Here is a 16,927-nt window from a genome sequence, read left to right as displayed (position 1 = left end):
CCTCATTGCAAGGTTGATTGGCGCAGCATCAGGCTGCCGCCCTTCTGACTGAATTCGAGTTGTTTCAAGGCGCTCATGCCCAGCAGGATCTCGTCGCCATCCATGCCTGGGGCGATGAGTGCGGACACGTCATGCAAGATGATATCGCCGAGCTGCAAGCGCTCCAGGCGCGTACGGTGGGCCGTGGCGATGCCGTTAGCGGTACGAATCTGAACCGGCGCGCCGGCCTGCAGACCGAGGTCGCGGGCGACCTGGCTGGGGATGGCGACCTGGGTGGCACCGGTGTCGAGCAGAAAGCTCACCGCCTCGCCGTTGATCTGCCCATCGGCCCGATAATGCCCACCGGGGCTGCTGGCCAGGCGCACTTCGACGTAATCATCGCCATGCACCGATTCCGGCTGGCGATTGGGATGCTGCTTGGCATCTTCCCAGTTGCCGAAGAAATGCGTAGCCAGCAGCAGGCCGGCGCCCCAGGCTAGCACCAGCATCACCCGGCCGGCACGGCGGCCTGCGGGCTGTTCGCTCACTGCGCAGCCCCCCAGCCGCCGGCCGGCGCGGCGAAGCGCCAGATCACTGGGCGCTTCTCGCCGTCGCCACGGGCGTGCCCACCGTTGTCGAGGCCGATCCAGGCGCCCTCGGCGTCCATCGAAAGGGCTTCGGCAACGCCGTAATGCAGCGGATAACGGCGCTCGTCGGTCAGCGCTTCGGCGGCGAACGACCAGCACCGCTCGACCTCGCCGCTGGCCGGCGTGCGCCGGCAGATGCGGTGGGCCTGGCGCTCGAGGGTGTAGAGCTTCTCTTCGAAGAAAGCCAGGTCGGAGAAATCCACCGGCGCGGGGCGGCCGCCTAGCGCCGCGGGCGAGGCTTCCTCGCCGCCCTCGTTGAGCAGCACGCAACCACCTTCGCAGCGCCAGGTGGCGCGCCGGTTATGCAGCACCACTAGGCCGCGCCGCTCCTTTTCCGCGGCCAGCCACAGGCGCTCGCCGGCCGGGTCGATGGCGATGCCTTCGAACAGCGAGTTGAAGTGCAGCAGCATGCCGCTGGCCCGCGCCTGGCGCACCATGCCCTCAGGCAGGTTCAGCCATTGCGCATCGGCCGCCGGCGGTACCTGCAGCACCGCCGCGCGGGTTTCGCTGACCAGATAGCGATTGCCCTTGGCGTCGCAGGAGATTCCCTCGAAGTCCAGGTGACCGCCGCGCACCAGGCCGGCTACCCACGAGCGCATACGCAACCCCCAGGGCAACGGCATGTCGGGCGCCGGTGGCGCCACGAAACGCTCGGCCTCGGCCTGCCAGACACTGACCGACGAATCGAGACGGTACAGGCGATCATCCTCGCGGTCGGACACCGCCCACAGCGCATCACCGCACCAGGCCAGACCCGACAGGTTGCCAGCGTCCATCCCGGCCACCGGGTGTTCGCTGATGAGTTTGAGTTCTTCGAGCGGCGTGGCGGCCAGCACCGGCGTCACGGCTGCGAACAGCACGGCGCCGAACAGCTGGCGCATCAGAGCAGCACCTCGGCCAGGTTGCCCTTGGACTCCAGCCAGGATTTGCGGTCGCCGGCGCGCTTCTTGGCCAGCAGCATGTCCATCACTTCGCGAGTGCCCTCGAAATCCTCGAGGGTCAGCTGCACCAGGCGCCGGGTGTTGGGGTCCATGGTGGTTTCGCGCAGCTGTGGCGGGTTCATCTCACCCAGGCCCTTGAAGCGGGTGACCTGGGGCTTGCCGCGTTTTTTCTCGGCCACCAGGCGATCGAGGATGCCGTCGCGTTCCGCCTCGTCGAGGGCGTAGTAGATGTCCTTGCCCAGGTCGATGCGGTACAGCGGCGGCATGGCCACGTAGACATGGCCGGCGTCGACCAGCGGGCGGAAGTGACGCACGAACAACGCGCAGAGCAGCGTGGCGATGTGCAGGCCGTCGGAGTCGGCATCGGCGAGGATGCAGACCTTGCCGTAGCGCAGCTGCGCCAGGTCGCTGGAGCCGGGGTCGATACCAATGGCCACGGCGATGTCATGCACCTCCTGGCTGGCCAGCACCTCGCCGCCGTCCACTTCCCAGGTGTTCAGAATCTTGCCGCGCAGCGGCATGATCGCCTGGAATTCCTTGTCCCGCGCCTGCTTGGCGCTACCGCCGGCGGAGTCACCCTCGACCAGGAACAGCTCGCAGCGCAGCGGGTTCTGGCCCGCGCAGTCGGCCAGTTTGCCGGGCAGCGCCGGGCCCTGGGTGATCTTCTTGCGCTCGACCTTCTTGCCTGCCTTGAGGCGGCGGCTGGCATTGCTGATCGCCAGCTCGGCGAGTTGTTGGCCGAACTCCGGGTGGGCGTTGAGCCACAGGCTGAAAGCATCCTTGACCACACCGGAAACGAATGCCGAGGCCTCGCGAGACGACAGGCGCTCCTTGGTCTGGCCGGAGAACTGGGCGTCCTGCATCTTCATCGACAGGACGAAGGCGATGCGCTCCCAGACGTCTTCCGGCGCCAGCTTGACGCCGCGGGGCAGCAGGTTGCGGAACTCGCAGAACTCGCGCATGGCGTCCAGCAGGCCCTGACGCAGACCGTTGACGTGGGTGCCGCCCTGGGCCGTGGGGATCAGGTTGACGTAGCTTTCCTGCACCGCGTCGCCGCCTTCGGGCAGCCACAGCAGCGCCCAGTCCACGGCTTCCTTGTTGCCGGCCAGGCTGCCGCAGAAGGGCTCGTTGGGCAGGCGCTCGAATTCACTGACCGCATCGACCAGGTACGACCGCAGGCCGTCTTCGTACAGCCACTCGACTTTTTCGTTACTGGCCTTGTCGTGGAAGCTGACCGCCAGGCCGGGGCACAGCACGGCCTTGGCCTTGAGCACATGCTTGAGGCGACTGACCGAGAATTTGTGGGAATCGAAATACTTGGCGTCTGGCCAGAAGTGCACGCTGGTACCGGTGTTGCGCTTGCCGACCGTGCCGGTCACTTCCAGGTCGCTGGCCTTGAAGCCATCGGCGAAGGCCATGGCGTACTCACTGCCATCGCGCTTGACGCGCACTTCCACGCGGGTCGACAGGGCGTTGACCACCGAGATGCCGACGCCGTGCAGGCCGCCGGAGAACTGGTAGTTCTTGTTGCTGAACTTGCCGCCGGCATGCAGCTTGGTAAGGATCAGCTCGACGCCCGGCACGCCCTCCTCGGGATGGATGTCCACCGGCATGCCGCGGCCGTCGTCGATCACTTCCAGGGAATTGTCCTCGTGGAGGATCACCTGGATGGACTTGGCGTGGCCGGCCAGGGCTTCGTCGACGCTATTGTCGATGACTTCCTGAGCGAGGTGGTTGGGGCGCGTGGTATCGGTGTACATCCCCGGGCGCTTGCGCACCGGGTCGAGGCCGGAAAGCACTTCGATGGCATCGGCGTTGTAGGCGTTTTGCTGGGCCATGGGTCTCTGCAATGCTCTGATTGATCGGGGATTCGGTGCGGCCACTCAGGCAGCGGGGGCAATGCCGGCAAAGGCGAACACCATCGGCAGGCGCTCGGCGAAGCCCTGGAAACCGTGGTCGCCACCCGCTTCGATGCGCAGGGCGCAGTGCCGGTAGTAGGCCTGGGCGCGCCGGTAGTCGAGGGTTTCGTCGCCGGTTTGCAGCCATACCTGGTAACGATTCGGGTCTGCTGGCGGCTCGACAGCAAGCTCGGCCAGGGCCGTCACATGGTCGGCGGTCAGTTCCCAGGTTTCGTTGCTGTAAAGGTTGGTTTGTGTGCCCAAGTAGCCGTCGAACAGCTCGTGGGGCCGCACCGCCGGGTTGATCAGCAGCGCCTTGAGCCCGTGCCGCTCGGCCAGGTGGGTCGCATAGTAGCCGCCCAGCGAGCTGCCGACCAGCGTGGGGCGCCCCAGCTCGGCGATCAGCGCGTCGAGCTGGGCAATGGCCTGGCGAGGATGATGATGCAGGGCCGGAACCCGCAGCTGGGCCTGCAGGCCACGGGCGGTCATGGCGGCTATCAGCTGGCTGGCCTTGGTGGAAGCCGGCGAGCTGTTGAGGCCATGGATATAAAGAATGCTATTGGTCATAACGGGAGGCTACTAGCGCCAGCCTGCAGGCTGCAAGCGCTGCTGTCGCTGCGGCCTGCGCGCCTCAGTAGCCGCCAACGCTGTAGTCGGGCTCGAACACGAAGCCTTCGACCCGAGACACGCCGGTATCCAGACGCCCGTCATCGTGCAGACGCAACCAGCGATAGCCTGGCGCCGCGCTGTCGGCCTGGAAATCCTCACTGCCCGGCGTGAACTGCACGCAGGTGGAAGGCGAGGCCAATAGCCGCAGGTCACCGCGCTGGGTGTCGATGGTCTGGTGCACATGCCCCCAGAGCACGGCGCGTACCTGGGGAAAGCGCTGCAGCAGGTTGAACAGGGCATCCGGGTTGCGCAGGCCGATCGGCGCCATCCACTGGCAGCCGATATCCACGGGATGATGGTGCAGGCAAATCAGGTGGTGGCGATCCGGCGCTTCGCTCAGCGCCCGCTCCAACAGCGCCAACTGGGGCTCCTGGAGATAGCCCGGTACGGCGCCGGGGATGGACGAGTCGAGCAACGTGATCCGCCAATTGCCCAGGTCGACGACCGGCTCGAGCAGGTCGGTGCCCACGCAGGCGGTCTGCATGGCGGGAATGTCGTCATGATTGCCCGGAATCCAGCGTGCCGGGGCGTCGATCGCGGCGCTCAATTCGACGAAACGCTCGTAGGACGCTGCGCTGCCGTCCTGGGACAGGTCACCGGTGGCCAGAATCAGGTCGATGGCCGGCTGCTCCTTGAGCACCTGCTCGATCACCCGGCGCAGGCTGTCGGCGGTATCCATGCCCAGCAGTCGACCGTCCGCATCGGCGAACAGATGGCTGTCGGTAATCTGCACCAGCAGAACCGAAGAATCGGCAGAGGGGGAAACGGCCGCACGCGCCAAGGTGCTTCTCCTTGAATGAGTGCGAATTATGGAATCGTCAAACGAGGTGGTAAACCCGTAAACAAGCACTGGTTCACAGAAATCCGATGCAACTTCATGGCCAAAGGCCATCAATCACATCAACGGCTCGGTTTCATGCCCGCAGGCCAGGCAGTGACTCAACCATTCGCCGAGAAACACGTTGAGCTGAGTTTTCTCGTCCGGCTGGTGCATGGCGGCGTTGGGATAAGGATAAATGCCGCGAAAGCGTCGCGCGCTTTGAGCACCGGTAACCTCGGCCATGCGCGCATCATGGTAGACGCGCACTTCCAGCTGCGGCACCGGCAGCCATGGCAGGCTGTGCTCCTGGCGCACCTGTACCGTGGACGTATACGGACAGCTCTCGACCACTTCCAGCGCCAGCACGCCGAGCTGCCGCTCGCCCTGGCTGAGCGCGACTCGCCGAGCCCCCTGGGTTTCTCGCATGCCGGGCAGCAGGCGCATCAGCCGCGCATAGTTGGCTTCGCAAGCCGCCTGCAGCTCGATCAAGTCGACCCGGTAGCGCTCGCGCAGCAGATTCAACCCCATAGCCCCCTGACCTCGGCACGGTTGAGCGCCAGCCACTGCAGGGCGATGATGCTCGCCGCATTGTTGATCTTGCCGTCCTTGACCGCCTGCAGCGCGTCCTCGAAGGGCCATACCTGCACGCGGATGTCCTCGCCCTCTTCCTCGAGGCCGTGAATACCGCCCACGCCAGCGCTGTCGCAACGGCCGAGGAACAGGTGTACGAACTCGTCCGAGCCACCTGGCGAGGGGAAGTAGCGGGTTATCGGCCACAGCGAGGTCAGCGTCAGCCCGGCCTCTTCCTCGGCTTCGCGTAGTGCGACTTCGTCCGGCTCCTCGTGCTTGTCGATCAGCCCAGCCACCAGTTCGACCAGCCACGGGTTGGTGGTCTTGTGCATGGCGCCGACGCGGAACTGCTCGATCAGCACCACGCTGTCGGTGACCGCGTCGTAAGGCAGCACGCAGACGGCATCGTGGCGGATGAACAATTCGCGGCGCAGCACCGGGCCCATTTCGCCGGAAAACTGCCGATGGCGCAGGTGAAAGCGATCCAGACGGTAGAACCCGCGGAAGCATTCCTCACGTTCGATGATTTCCACCGCGTCCGGGCCGGGGTTGAAGGTTTCGGTCATCAGCTGCTCTCTCGTTCACCTACATATTGGAACCATCCTAGGGGCTGTTAAGGCTCTCCCGCAAGCGACGTATCGAAAGCCTGGCCGATCTGCCCGCATTGGCGAATAATCGCGAACTCCCCTGCCGTCAGGCAGTCGAACGCCCGTCCTCTGCCAATGGCTTTTTCCTGCATGAACATGTCCCAAGTTGCCCGTCTCGGTGCTCTTTTCAGCCTTGCCCTACTGCTCGGCGCTTGCCAGAGCCTGTCCCGTCCCGACGCGTCAGCGGGGGTGGCGACCACCCATGAGAAGTGGGAGCACAAGCCAGCCGACTGCAGCGCCCAGGATTGCCCGCTGGTCAACGTCGAACTGCAGCGCGTGACCGATCAACCGGCCCTAAATGCTCGCATCGAAGCCACCCTGCTCGACTTGGTGAAAGCCGCCACCGGCACGCGCCCCGCGTCGCTGGCCGAACACGAGCGTGACTTTCTCGCCAACGGCAAGCCAGGCTGGGTGAGCTACCTGCAGGCCAAGGTACTTAGCCAGCATGACCAACTGGTGGTGATCGAGCTGTCCAGCTACCACTTCATCGGCGGCGCCCACGGCGTACCCGGTCGCACCTACCTCAATTACGACCGTGAGCAGAACAAGGTACTGAGCCTGCAGGACATGCTGGTGCCCGGCGAGGAAGCGGCGTTTTGGCAGATCGCTCAGCGCGCCCACCAGGCCTGGCTGATCGCCCAGGGCCACGGCAACGATGTGGAATACCGCAAGACCTGGCCGTTCGAGCGCACCGCCAATATCGCCCTGAACCCCGATGCGGTGATGCTCAAATACGATGTCGCCCGCCTGGCGCCCTACTCCGACGGCCATCCGGAAATCCTGATCCCCTACAGCCAGCTGCAGGGCATCCTGCGCCCGGCCTATATGCCTGGCGCCGCGCGCTAGAGCGGGATTGCTAGGGTCTGTTGCCGTTTCAACGCGAGCCGTGCGTGAAACGGCAACAGACCCTGGACGCAGGCGCGATATTCGTCGCGCCTGCGCCTGAGGTTTACACCTGCCGGTAGATCACCGAGCCTTCTTCCTTGAAACGCTCGGCCTGCTCCTTGAAGCCCGCTTCGACCGCCTTGCTCTCGTCCGATAGACCGTTCTCCTTGGCGTACTCACGTACCTCCTGGGTGATCTTCATCGAGCAGAACTTAGGCCCGCACATCGAACAGAAGTGAGCGACCTTGGCCGAGTCCTTCGGCAGCGTCTCGTCGTGGAAGCTACGGGCGGTATCCGGGTCGAGGCCGAGGTTGAACTGGTCTTCCCAGCGGAACTCGAAGCGCGCCTTGCTCAGCGCGTTGTCGCGGATCTGCGCACCCGGGTGACCTTTTGCGAGATCGGCGGCATGCGCGGCGATCTTGTAGGTGATGATCCCGGTCTTGACGTCATCCTTGTTCGGCAGGCCCAGGTGCTCCTTGGGCGTGACGTAGCAAAGCATGGCGCAGCCGAACCAGCCGATCATCGCCGCACCGATGCCCGAGGTGATGTGGTCGTAGCCCGGTGCGATATCGGTGGTCAGCGGGCCGAGGGTGTAGAACGGCGCCTCGTCGCAGCATTCCAGCTGCTTGTCCATGTTCTCCTTGATCAGTTGCATCGGCACGTGGCCGGGGCCTTCGATCATGCACTGCACGTCATGCTTCCAGGCGATCTTGGTCAGCTCGCCGAGGGTTTCCAGCTCACCGAACTGGGCGGCGTCATTGGCGTCGGCGATGGAGCCCGGACGCAGGCCGTCGCCCAGCGAGAAGCTGACGTCGTAGGCCTTCATGATTTCGCAGATTTCCTCGAAATGGGTATAGAGGAAATTCTCCTTGTGGTGGGCCAGGCACCACTTGGCCATGATCGAGCCGCCGCGGGAAACGATGCCGGTGACCCGCTTGGCGGTCAGCGGCACGTAACGCAGCAGCACGCCAGCGTGGATGGTGAAGTAGTCCACGCCCTGCTCGGCCTGTTCGATAAGGGTGTCGCGGAACAACTCCCAGGTCAGGTCTTCGGCCACACCGTTGACCTTTTCCAGCGCCTGGTAAATCGGTACGGTGCCGATCGGCACCGGCGAGTTGCGGATGATCCACTCGCGGGTTTCGTGGATATGCTTGCCGGTGGACAGGTCCATCACCGTGTCCGAGCCCCAGCGGATGCCCCAGGTCAGCTTGGCCACTTCTTCCTCGATGGAGGAACCCAGGGCCGAGTTGCCGATATTGCCGTTGATCTTCACCAGGAAGTTGCGGCCGATGATCATCGGCTCCAGCTCGGTGTGGTTGATGTTGGCCGGAATGATGGCGCGGCCGCAGGCGACTTCCTCGCGGACGAACTCGGGGGTGATTTCCTTGGGAATGCTGGCGCCGAAACTCTGGCCGCCATGCTGTTCCTTGAGCAGGCCGGCGGCGCGGTGCTCGGCGAGCTTCATGTTCTCGCGAATGGCGACATATTCCATCTCCGGGGTGATGATGCCCTGACGTGCGTAGTGCATCTGGCTGACGTTCTTGCCGGCCTTGGCGCGGCGCGGGTTGCGCACGTGGGCGAAGCGCATCTTGGTCAGTTCCTCGTCGGCCAGGCGCCGCTGGCCGAACTCGGAGGACAGGCCATCCAGGCGCTCGGTGTCGCCGCGATCCTCGATCCAGGCGCTGCGCACGTCGGCCAGGCCCTTGCGCACGTCTATGGTTACGCTCGGGTCGGTGTAGGGGCCGGAGGTGTCGTAGACGGTGACCGGCGCGTTGATCTCGCCACCGTTCTTTGTTTCAGAGAATGCGGTTGGGGTGACATCCAGGCTGATCTCACGCATCGGTACGCGAATGTCCGGGCGACTGCCCTGCACGTAGATTTTCTGTGAGCGTGGGAAAGGCTGGATCGACTGCTGGTCGACCTGGGCGGACTCACTGAGGTTCTGCTGTTGTTGTTTGACGCTCATCGGTTGGCTCCTCGGCTGGATGTCGGGGAGAACCTGACGGACACACGCGATGAGCCAACGCCGAGCCCGGGCTGCTTGAACATGCGGAGATCGTGACGAGCGCCGGCATGATCAAACAGCCAGGGCGCGGGCACACCACGAGTGCGGTGTGGGGGAATCCACCATGCAGATCGATGAAAAACTAGCTGCGTTGCCATCGCGGCGTTAAAACCGGCTCAAAATGCTCATGTACTACTCGTACACTCCGCTTTTTCGCCACTTTTTGCCTTGCGCTGGCTGCCTCGCCTACGTTTTTAAACGATCTGTAGAGGTGGATACCTCTTGTTCCCTACGCAGGCCTTAACCTGATCAGGTTCAACGGGATCCGGAACTCTCCGATCTCAGCCTCCGATTCGAGGCACCCCGACAAGAACCCGGTCAGTCTACTGGCAGCCGCAGGTGGCAGCAATGCGCAGGCGACCCGTCGGTCGCGTGATGGCCACTATCGCCGCGCCTTGACCACCCCGATGGCCGGGCTTAGTCTCGCCTGCTACTGCCCCTCTAGGATCCACCGACATGCTGCGCAGACTCTCCCTGGCCGTTGCCGTGACCGCCACTTCAACCGCCACGGCCTGGGCAGAACCCGCGCCGCTATCGGTGCGTACCGACCTGATGTCGGTGTACCAGGAAGCCGCCGCCAACAATGCCGACCTGGCCGCGGCCCGCGCCGACTACCAGGCGCGTCGCGAAGGCGTGCCCCAGGCCCGCGCCGGCCTGCTGCCGAATCTCAGCGCCGGCGCCCGCGTCAACGACACCCGCACGGCCCTGCAGCAGCCTGCGGCCACCCAGTCGCGCAGTGCCACGGTCTACCAGGCCAACCTCAGCCAGCCATTGTTCCGTGCCGACCGCTGGTTCCAGCTGCAGGCCGCAGAGGCGGTCAGCGAGCAAGCCGCCCTGGAGCTTTCGGCCAATGAACAGAACCTGATTCTGCAGAGCGCCGAAGCCTATTTCTCGGTGCTGCGCGCCCAGGACAACCTGGCCTCGACCAAGGCCGAAGAAGCCGCCTTCAATCGCCAGCTCGACCAGGCCAACGAGCGCTTCGATGTCGGCCTCTCGGACAAGACCGACGTGCTGCAGGCCCAGGCCGGCTTCGACAGTGCCCGCGCCAACCGCATCACCGCCCAGCGCCAGGTCGACGACGCCTTCGAGGCGCTGATCACCCTGACCAACCGCGAATACCGCAGCATCGAGGGCATCCAGCACAGCCTGCCGATCCTCACCCCGATGCCCAATGACGCCACCGCCTGGGTCAACACCGCGGCGGCCCAGAACCTCAACCTGCAGGCCAGCAACTTCGCGGTGAATGCCGCCGAGGAAACCCTGCGCCAGCGCAAGGCCGGCCATGCGCCGACCCTGGACGCGGTGGCCAGCTACCAGCGCGGCGACAACGACGCCTTCGGCCTGAGCAACCCCAACTACACCGGGCAGAGCTACGGCAGCGACGTGTCGCAACGCAGCATCGGCCTGGAGCTGAACATCCCGCTGTACAGCGGCGGCCTGACCAGCTCCCAGGCACGCGAGGCCTACCAGCGCCTGAGCCAGTCCGAGCAGCGCCGCGAAGGCCTGCGCCGTGAAGTGGTGCAGAACACCCGCAACCTGTACCGGGCGGTGAATACCGATGTGGAAACCGTGCAGGCGCGTCGTCAGTCGATCATCTCCAACCAGAGCGCGCTGCAGGCCACGGAAATCGGTTATCAGGTCGGCACTCGCAACATCGTCGACGTGCTCGACGCCCAGCGCCAGCTATACAGCGCCGTGCGCAACTACAACGACGCGCGCTACGACTACATCCTCAACAACCTGCGCCTCAAGCAGGCCGCCGGCACCCTCAGCCCGGCCGACCTGGAGGCACTGGGCGCCTACCTGAAACCGGACTACAACCCGGATCGCGATTTCCTGCCGACGGATCTGGCCAAGGCTGGCGAAGCGAAGCTGCAGGGCGAGTAAGCACGCGGGCAGTCAGGACTAGGAATACAAAGGCGGTTGTTAAGCAGCCAATCGTTGGAGCGCGCCATGCGTGTGAATTCGCGGGCATGGACTAGGCGTCCCCGCGCGCTCCCACATGAATCGAGGCTGTGCGCAGCGTTGCGGCCACATCCAGGCCAATTGAGCAGGCCTTAAACGAGCAGCCTTCCCAACCCATCCAGCAGGCGTTTCAACGCCCCCTGATTGGCCTTGAGCACCGCCAGCCCGGCATCGCGCATCTCGGCTGCTCTTGCGGGATTACTCAGCAGCATTGCGACCTGATCGCCGAGCGCATCGGCATCCGCGACTTCGCTGAGCGCGCCGTGCTCGAGCAGTTGCGCGGTGATTTCCAGAAAGTTGAAGCGGTGCGGCCCCATGATCACCGGCAGGCCCAGTGCAGCCGGCTCCAGCGGGTTGTGGCCGCCGGTCTCGACCAGGCTGCCGCCGACGAAGGCGATATCGGCCAGGGCGTAGAGAAACATCAGCTCGCCCATGCTGTCGCCGAGCAGCACCTGCACATCGTGACCCACCGCTTCGCCCGCGGAGCGCCGCACGTAGCTCAAGCCCGCTTCACGCAGTTGCGTCGCGGCCGTATCGAAACGCTCCAGGTGGCGCGGCACCAAAATCAGCAAGGCATCCGGCTGGCTGGCGAGCAATCGCCGGTGCGCCTGGATCACCAGCGCATCCTCGCCCTCGCGGGTGCTCGCAGCGATCCACACCGGCCGCTGCCGCGCCTGCCATTGCTCGCGCAGCGCGCTGGCGCGTGCACTCAGCTCGGCGTCAACCTGTTGGTCGAACTTGATCGAGCCGGTCACCTCGACGGCTTCGGGTCGCGCGCCAAGGGCGATAAAGCGCTCGGCTTCGACCTGCGTCTGCACTGCGAGCAGGTTCAGCTCGGCGAGCATCGGCGCGGTAAGTTTGGCGAAACGCCCGTAGCCCCTGGCCGAACGCGCGGACAACCGACCATTGGCCAACGCCACCGGAATGCCGCGGCGGGCACATTGGTGGATGTAGTTGGGCCACAGCTCGGTCTCCATGATCACCGCGAGCTTCGGTCGCACCTGCTTGAGAAAGCACGCTGCGGCCCAGGGCATGTCGTAGGGCAGGTAGCAGTGCTGCACCCGGCCGGCGAACTGCGCCTCGGGAAACAGCGCACGGATGCGCTCGGAGCCGGTGGGCGTCATGCAGGTCAGGGTGATCGGCAGATCCGGATAGCGGGCCAGCAGCTCACGCACCAGCGGTGCCGCGGCGATGCTTTCGCCTACCGATACGGCGTGCACCCAGATGCCGCCGGGGCGCAGTGGCGGCAGCAGGGCGAAGCGTTCGCCGATACGATTGGCATACGCCGGCGCACGCCAGGCGCGCCAAGCCAGACGCAGACCAATCAGCGGCAGACAGAAGTGAAACAGCAGGCTATAGAGATGTCGGTTCATGGCGGCGAAGCTTAGGGTTGCCGGCGGGGCAGCACAAGTCGCGCCACGGGCTCATGCCTTGAGCACTCGCAACCGTTCGGCCAACGCCGCAGCCAGCCACTGGGCGGCAGGCCCGAGCACCTCGTCGCGGCGGAATACCATTTCCAGCGGCAACGGCGGCGCGATCCAGTCGCTGCGCAGCTCCACCAGATGCCCTTGATAGGTGGGGTACTGGGCCACGTGCCGCGGCAGGCAAGCCCAGCCCAGGTTGCGCATCAGCAACTCGGCCATCGAGTAGAAGCTGTCGGCATGCCAGGCCGAGGGGCTGATCCGTTCGTTACCCGGATACTGGGTGTCCTGCAGGGAGATCAGCAGTTGGCGGTGGCGCGCCAGCTCACGGCGCCCGACCGCGCCGGCCTGCGCCAGCGGATGGCCAGCCCCGCACACCATGACCATTTCCACCATACCCAGGCGCCGCCGTTCGAGTTCTGCCGGCATGCCCTCATGATGGAACAGCAGGCCAAGATCGGCACGCCGCTCGATGAGCCGACGCGCCACCACGCCCTGCCCGCCACTGGTCATCTGCACTTCCACGCCTGGAAAGGCTCGTGCCAGGACCTCGAGACTGTCGAGCACCGGAGGCAGCGGCAAGGCCTCATCCTGGGCGAGCCGCAGACAGGCCTCCTCCCCCTTGGCCAGGCCGAGCGCTCGGCCCTCCAGCCGCTCGCACTGGCGCAATAACTCGCGCGCCTCTTCCAGCAGCGCCTGGCCGGCCTCCGTCAAACGGGGCTGACGCCCGCTGCTACGCTCGAACAGACGGACGCCGAGGTCATCTTCCAATGCGGCCACCGCCGTGCTGACCGCCGACTGCACGCGACCCAGGCGACGCGCCACGGCCGAAAACGAACTGCCTTCGGCGACTGCAACGAAGACGTCTAACTGCTCAAGACTCCAGCGCACAACCTATCTCCTAAATAGATAGGTAATGAGTTTACCTAACAGCAGGCGACGGTAAAATTGGCAGCCTGTTAAGAGGAGTGCTGCCGATGAATGGTTATCTCTATCTCGCCCTGGCAATTGCCGCCGAAGTCGTCGCCACCACCTCCATGAAGGCCGTGGATGGTCTGAACAAACCCCTGCCGCTGCTGCTGGTGATCGCGGGCTACAGCATCGCCTTCTGGATGCTGATCCTAGTGGTACGCACCATTCCAGTGGGTATCGCCTACGCCATCTGGGCCGGGCTGGGCATCGTGCTGGTCAGCATCGCGGCAATGTTCGTCTATGACCAGAAACCGGACCTGCCAGCCGTGCTGGGCATGGCCCTGATCGTCAGCGGCGTGGTGGTGATCCAGCTGTTCTCCCGCGTCACCGGCCACTGAGCGTTATACTGCGCACCTGTTTTTCTGAGAGGCGCCCGCATGTCCCAAACTCTGAGCACAGACGTCCTGATCGTCGGCGGCGGCGTCGCCGGCCTGTGGCTGAACGCACGGCTGCGCGCCAAGGGCTACGCCACGCTGCTGGTGGAGCGCGAAAGCCTGGGCGGCGGTCAGAGCGTCAAGTCCCAGGGCATCATCCACGGCGGCGCCAAGTACGCCCTGCATGGCGCCCTGAGCGGTGCATCGGAAGCCATCGCCGACATGCCACGGCGCTGGCGCGAGGCGCTGGATGGCACGGGCGAGTTGGATCTGTCTGGCGTGCGTCTGCTTTCCGACGCCCATTACCTGTGGTCGCCAGGCACGCTGGCCGGCAACCTGACCAGCTTCTTCGCCAGCAAGGCCGTACGCGGGCGGGTCGACCAGGTCAAGGGCGAGCAACTGCCTCCAGCGCTGCAGAACCCGAAATTCAAGGGCAAGGTCTATCGCCTGGCAGAATTGGTGGTGGACGTGCCCAGCCTGATCACCCGCCTGGCCGAGCTCGCTGGCGACAGCCTGCTCGCCGCCGATGCCATCGAGCCACTGCACGAGAACGGCCAACTGGTTGGCCTGCGTGTCGATGGTCGCGAAATCCGCGCCCAGCGCATCGTGCTCAGCGCCGGTCGCGGCAACGCCGACCTGCTGGCCAGCCTTGGCATCGCCCAACCCAGCCAGCAACTGCGCCCGCTGCACATGGTGATGGTCAAAGGGCCGAGCCTAAAGCCGCTGTACGCCCATTGCCTGGGCGGAGGCCCCAAGCCGCGGATTACCGTGACCAGCCACCCGAGCGCCGATGGCGAATGGGTCTGGTACCTGGGCGGCGACCTGGCTGAAGCGGACGGCGTAGCCCGCGACGAAGCCGCGCAGATCGAAGCCGCACGCAAGGAGCTCACCCAGCTGCTGCCCTGGATCGATTTGTCCACAGCCCAATGGGCGACCCTACGTGTCGAGCGGGCGGAACCCGCGCAAAGCGGCCTGGTGCGGCCGGACAATGCTTTCCTGAGCGACCAGGGCGCCCTGCTCGTCGGCTGGCCAACCAAGCTGGCCCTGGCGCCGGACTTCGCTGATCGCGTGCTGAGCCATCTCGAGCGCGACGGCATTCGCCCGGCGGCTCAAGCTGCCTTGCCCGAACTGCCACGCCCGGTTATCGGCCGTACTGCGTGGGAGGCAGCATTCTGATGCGCGACCTGCACGAGCTGCATCGCCCGCTGGGCTCCACCGGCCTGAGCGTTTCCCCCCTTGGTTTGGGCACCGTCAAACTGGGCCGTGATCAGGGCGTCAAGTACCCCAACGGCTTCACCATTCCCGATGACCAGCAGGCGCTGCAGTTGCTCGGCCTGGCCCGGGAGCTGGGCATCAATCTGCTCGATACCGCGCCGGCTTACGGCACCAGCGAACAGCGCCTCGGCCCGCTGCTGCGCGGCCAGCGCCACGATTGGGTGATCGTCAGCAAGGTGGGCGAGGAGTTCGACAACGGCCTGTCGCATTTCGATTTTTCCGCCGCGCACACCCGACGCTCGGTGGAGCGCAGCCTGAAACGTCTGGAAACGGACTATCTCGACCTGGTGCTGGTGCACTCCAACGGCGACGACCTGGCGATCCTGCAGCACGAAGCGGTCTACCAGACCCTCGCCGAGCTCAAGCAGGCCGGGCTGATTCGCGGCTTCGGCTTCTCCGGCAAGACGGTCGAGGGTGGTCTGCTGGCACTGGAGCGCGGCGACTGCGCCATGGTCACCTACAACCTGGGCGAGCAGCAGGAACGTCCGGTATTGGACTATGCTGCCAGTCACGCCAAAGGCGTGCTGATCAAGAAAGCCCTGGCCAGCGGCCATGTCTGCCTGGACAGCAGTGTCGACCCGATACGCGCCAGCTTCGAGCTGATCTTCGCTCACCCGGGTGTGGGCAGCGCCATCGTCGGCACCATCAACCCACTGCATCTAGCGCACAACGTGGCAGTGGCTGCCGAGGTTATTGTCGGCACTAAAAGTGGTAACAGAGGATCAGCAGAGTGATGAACAGGCGTTCCGATAACGCCTTTTGACGCCGCCCAGGCGGCCGACCCCGACGCAAGAAGGAGCCGACATGCCGCGCATCATTTCCCGCAAGGACCCCGCCACCTTCAAGACCTTGCCGTTATACGTCGAGGCAACGCCTGATGGCATCGCCTACCAGAGCCTTGGCCGCCCACTGAATTTCAGCGAAATGCTCGAACGCCGCAAACCGGTCGAGCTGCCCGACAGCCAGCGCTTCGCGGCGGAGCTGGCCAACCTGGGTGTATCGGTGCGCCTGACCCTGCACTGGCAGGGCCGCGAATACTGGCTGCTGGTGCGCCAGCGCCGCCACGACCGCGGCGATGTCGTGCTCAAGCTGATCTCCGGCTACGTACCGGCCCACGAACTCAACCTGCCGCTGCTGACCGCTATCCAGGAAGTGGCCGAGGAATGCCTGTTGGAAACCAGCGAAGGCTGGCTCTACGGCCGCTTCGGCGACACCTGGCTACCAGCGCCCTACGAGGGCGCACTCAAGTACCGGGAGAACGTCCATTTCCGGCTCAGCCCACTGTCTGGCGCCGCTCGCCCGGTGCAATGCGGCAACCTGACCTTGCTGGAGCGCCCGCGGGCCTACGTGCATGTACCCACCGCATCGCTGCAGCTGGTCTACGACCTGCGCCTGGACCTGCCCAAAGAGGCGAAGCAACCTAGTCTGCTGCACGTCGATGAGCACCTGGAGAACGGCAAGCTGATCGCCCGTCTGGATCACGCCCGCCCCGATCTGTATTTGATTCCCCTGGAGCAGGGCCGCCCCACCGCCGAGCTGTTGACCCTGCGCCAAGGCCAACTGGTGCCTGCCAATACTCGCGGCCTGTGGCTGGCGGAAAGCTTCGCCGCCCAGGACGGCTGGCTGGTTCGCGATGAACGCATCCGCTGGAAGGATTGGCTAACGCTGCAGAACCTGACGCCGAAGCCCGGCAAGTCCGAATTGTTCGGCACGCGCCCTGAGGCTTCTTCAAGGGCTCGCCTGGATACCGCCGCGGCGGTCTGACCGGCAGGCGCCACAAAACAAAACCCCGCCAAGTG

Annotated in this window: 16 protein-coding genes and 1 riboswitch; of the genes, 6 read left to right on the top strand and 10 right to left on the bottom strand. The window is 65.1% G+C overall.

Features of this window, described 5'->3' with window-relative positions; translation table 11 throughout:
- Nucleotides 1–2: 2 nt before the first annotated feature.
- The 7 genes from BVH01_RS21875 to BVH01_RS21845 form a co-directional block, all read right to left on the bottom strand.
- On the bottom strand, nucleotides 3–527 hold the full coding sequence (locus tag BVH01_RS21875) for a TIGR02281 family clan AA aspartic protease (RefSeq protein ID WP_075932344.1): 525 nt from the start codon (nucleotides 525–527) through the stop codon (nucleotides 3–5).
- Complete coding sequence (locus BVH01_RS21870) at nucleotides 524–1,507, bottom strand: esterase-like activity of phytase family protein (RefSeq protein ID WP_075932343.1); 984 nt, start codon at nucleotides 1,505–1,507, stop codon at nucleotides 524–526. The genes BVH01_RS21875 and BVH01_RS21870 overlap by 4 nt, the downstream gene beginning before the upstream one ends.
- Complete coding sequence (parE, locus tag BVH01_RS21865) at nucleotides 1,507–3,405, bottom strand: DNA topoisomerase IV subunit B (RefSeq protein WP_075932342.1); 1,899 nt, start codon at nucleotides 3,403–3,405, stop codon at nucleotides 1,507–1,509. Before parE ends, BVH01_RS21870 begins: the two co-directional genes overlap by 1 nt.
- A gap of 45 nt (nucleotides 3,406–3,450) precedes the next feature.
- Nucleotides 3,451–4,032, bottom strand: a complete 582-nt coding sequence (locus BVH01_RS21860; protein ID WP_075932341.1) for a YqiA/YcfP family alpha/beta fold hydrolase — start codon at nucleotides 4,030–4,032, stop codon at nucleotides 3,451–3,453.
- 64 nt (nucleotides 4,033–4,096) lie between these two features.
- Entirely contained in the window at nucleotides 4,097–4,915 is an 819-nt protein-coding gene (gene cpdA / locus BVH01_RS21855; protein WP_075932340.1) for a 3',5'-cyclic-AMP phosphodiesterase, read from the bottom strand.
- 114 nt (nucleotides 4,916–5,029) lie between these two features.
- Nucleotides 5,030–5,482: a DUF1249 domain-containing protein gene (locus BVH01_RS21850; RefSeq protein ID WP_075932339.1), complete on the bottom strand. Its 453-nt coding sequence runs from the start codon at nucleotides 5,480–5,482 to the stop codon at nucleotides 5,030–5,032.
- Complete coding sequence (locus BVH01_RS21845) at nucleotides 5,473–6,090, bottom strand: NUDIX domain-containing protein (protein WP_075932338.1); 618 nt, start codon at nucleotides 6,088–6,090, stop codon at nucleotides 5,473–5,475. Before BVH01_RS21845 ends, BVH01_RS21850 begins: the two co-directional genes overlap by 10 nt.
- Nucleotides 6,091–6,261: 171 nt before the next feature.
- Here BVH01_RS21845 and BVH01_RS21840 point away from each other — a divergent pair, with 171 nt between their 5' ends.
- A complete protein-coding gene (locus BVH01_RS21840; protein WP_256562820.1) occupies nucleotides 6,262–7,017 on the top strand; it encodes an RsiV family protein in 756 nt (251 codons plus the stop codon).
- 103 nt (nucleotides 7,018–7,120) lie between these two features.
- Here the strand turns inward: BVH01_RS21840 and thiC are convergent, their stop codons facing one another.
- Nucleotides 7,121–9,022 carry a phosphomethylpyrimidine synthase ThiC gene (gene thiC / locus BVH01_RS21835; RefSeq protein ID WP_075932337.1) on the bottom strand — a complete coding sequence of 634 codons (1,902 nt, stop codon included), beginning with the start codon at nucleotides 9,020–9,022 and terminating at the stop codon, nucleotides 7,121–7,123.
- 308 nt (nucleotides 9,023–9,330) lie between these two features.
- A riboswitch (TPP riboswitch) is annotated at nucleotides 9,331–9,437 on the bottom strand.
- 140 nt (nucleotides 9,438–9,577) lie between these two features.
- Between thiC and BVH01_RS21830 the strand changes: the two genes are divergently transcribed.
- The gene (locus BVH01_RS21830; RefSeq protein ID WP_075932336.1) at nucleotides 9,578–11,008 is read left to right on the top strand and encodes a TolC family outer membrane protein; all 1,431 of its coding nucleotides are present in this window, start codon (nucleotides 9,578–9,580) and stop codon (nucleotides 11,006–11,008) included.
- A 170-nt stretch (nucleotides 11,009–11,178) separates the two neighbouring features.
- Here BVH01_RS21830 and waaA read toward each other — a convergent pair whose 3' ends face one another.
- On the bottom strand, nucleotides 11,179–12,459 hold the full coding sequence (gene waaA / locus BVH01_RS21825) for a lipid IV(A) 3-deoxy-D-manno-octulosonic acid transferase (protein WP_075932335.1): 1,281 nt from the start codon (nucleotides 12,457–12,459) through the stop codon (nucleotides 11,179–11,181).
- Nucleotides 12,460–12,510: 51 nt separating this feature from the next.
- Nucleotides 12,511–13,398: a LysR family transcriptional regulator gene (locus BVH01_RS21820; RefSeq protein WP_075932334.1), complete on the bottom strand. Its 888-nt coding sequence runs from the start codon at nucleotides 13,396–13,398 to the stop codon at nucleotides 12,511–12,513.
- Nucleotides 13,399–13,484: 86 nt separating this feature from the next.
- On the opposite strand from BVH01_RS21820, the gene BVH01_RS21815 reads away from it, so the two are divergent.
- The 4 genes from BVH01_RS21815 to BVH01_RS21800 all read left to right on the top strand — a co-directional run bounded on the left by BVH01_RS21815 (nucleotide 13,485) and on the right by BVH01_RS21800 (nucleotide 16,892).
- Nucleotides 13,485–13,817: a multidrug efflux SMR transporter gene (locus tag BVH01_RS21815; RefSeq protein WP_075932333.1), complete on the top strand. Its 333-nt coding sequence runs from the start codon at nucleotides 13,485–13,487 to the stop codon at nucleotides 13,815–13,817.
- A 39-nt stretch (nucleotides 13,818–13,856) separates the two neighbouring features.
- Nucleotides 13,857–15,029, top strand: coding sequence for an FAD-binding oxidoreductase (locus tag BVH01_RS21810; RefSeq protein ID WP_075932332.1), 1,173 nt, complete (start codon nucleotides 13,857–13,859; stop codon nucleotides 15,027–15,029).
- The gene (locus BVH01_RS21805) at nucleotides 15,026–15,862 is read left to right on the top strand and encodes an aldo/keto reductase (RefSeq protein WP_371915618.1); all 837 of its coding nucleotides are present in this window, start codon (nucleotides 15,026–15,028) and stop codon (nucleotides 15,860–15,862) included. Before BVH01_RS21810 ends, BVH01_RS21805 begins: the two co-directional genes overlap by 4 nt.
- A 70-nt stretch (nucleotides 15,863–15,932) precedes the next feature.
- The gene (locus tag BVH01_RS21800; protein WP_075932330.1) at nucleotides 15,933–16,892 is read left to right on the top strand and encodes a metal ABC transporter ATPase; all 960 of its coding nucleotides are present in this window, start codon (nucleotides 15,933–15,935) and stop codon (nucleotides 16,890–16,892) included.
- Nucleotides 16,893–16,927: the final 35 nt, after the last annotated feature.

The sequence above is a fragment of the Pseudomonas sp. PA1(2017) genome (genome assembly GCF_001945375.1).
GTDB lineage: Bacteria > Pseudomonadota > Gammaproteobacteria > Pseudomonadales > Pseudomonadaceae > Aquipseudomonas.
The sequence above is the reverse complement of the archived record's forward strand: the minus strand, read 5'-3'. Positions and strand labels throughout refer to the sequence as shown.

Bases quoted from the DNA above. Each gene is read 5' to 3' on its own strand.
- BVH01_RS21870 (WP_075932343.1), bottom strand. From the start codon at position 1,507: ATGCGCCAGCTGTTCGGCGCCGTGCTGTTCGCAGCCGTGACGCCGGTG.
- parE (WP_075932342.1), bottom strand. From the start codon at position 3,405: ATGGCCCAGCAAAACGCCTACAACGCCGATGCCATCGAAGTGCTTTCC.
- BVH01_RS21860 (WP_075932341.1), bottom strand. From the start codon at position 4,032: ATGACCAATAGCATTCTTTATATCCATGGCCTCAACAGCTCGCCGGCT.
- BVH01_RS21850 (WP_075932339.1), bottom strand. From the start codon at position 5,482: ATGGGGTTGAATCTGCTGCGCGAGCGCTACCGGGTCGACTTGATCGAG.
- BVH01_RS21845 (WP_075932338.1), bottom strand. From the start codon at position 6,090: ATGACCGAAACCTTCAACCCCGGCCCGGACGCGGTGGAAATCATCGAA.
- BVH01_RS21840 (WP_256562820.1), top strand. From the start codon at position 6,262: ATGAACATGTCCCAAGTTGCCCGTCTCGGTGCTCTTTTCAGCCTTGCC.
- thiC (WP_075932337.1), bottom strand. From the start codon at position 9,022: ATGAGCGTCAAACAACAACAGCAGAACCTCAGTGAGTCCGCCCAGGTC.
- BVH01_RS21830 (WP_075932336.1), top strand. From the start codon at position 9,578: ATGCTGCGCAGACTCTCCCTGGCCGTTGCCGTGACCGCCACTTCAACC.
- waaA (WP_075932335.1), bottom strand. From the start codon at position 12,459: ATGAACCGACATCTCTATAGCCTGCTGTTTCACTTCTGTCTGCCGCTG.
- BVH01_RS21815 (WP_075932333.1), top strand. From the start codon at position 13,485: ATGAATGGTTATCTCTATCTCGCCCTGGCAATTGCCGCCGAAGTCGTC.
- BVH01_RS21810 (WP_075932332.1), top strand. From the start codon at position 13,857: ATGTCCCAAACTCTGAGCACAGACGTCCTGATCGTCGGCGGCGGCGTC.
- BVH01_RS21800 (WP_075932330.1), top strand. From the start codon at position 15,933: ATGCCGCGCATCATTTCCCGCAAGGACCCCGCCACCTTCAAGACCTTG.